1 protein-coding gene is annotated in these 337 nt (G+C 58.8%); it reads left to right on the forward strand.

What is annotated here, in order from left to right; all coding sequences use genetic code 11:
• A partial coding sequence (locus tag E1297_RS00440) for a DUF4116 domain-containing protein (RefSeq protein ID WP_155132578.1) occupies positions 1-337 on the forward strand: 337 nt, incomplete at both ends.

A 337-nucleotide genomic window follows, 5' to 3' on the forward strand; every position in this document is an offset into this window, starting at 1 on the left:
AACGGCATGGCCCTGAAATATATGCCGGAAGTCTTCCTGACGGAGGAGTTCTGCCTCGATGCAGTGAGGCAGAACGGCTGGGCGTTGCAATATGTGCCGAAAAAACTCCGGGCGGAGGAGATCTGCCACGAGGCGGTGAGGCAAAATGGCTGGGCATTGCAACATGTTCCGGAAGGACGCCAGACGCGAGAGATGTGCCTCGAAGCGGTGAGACAACACGGCGGGGCGTTATGCTATGTTCCGGAAGTCCTCCAAACGCGAGAGATGTGCTTCGAGGCGGTCAGGCAAAACGGTAGGGCGTTGGAAGATGTTCCGGAAGCCCTCCGGACGCGGGAGA

The organism is Roseibium sp. RKSG952, from assembly GCF_009711355.1.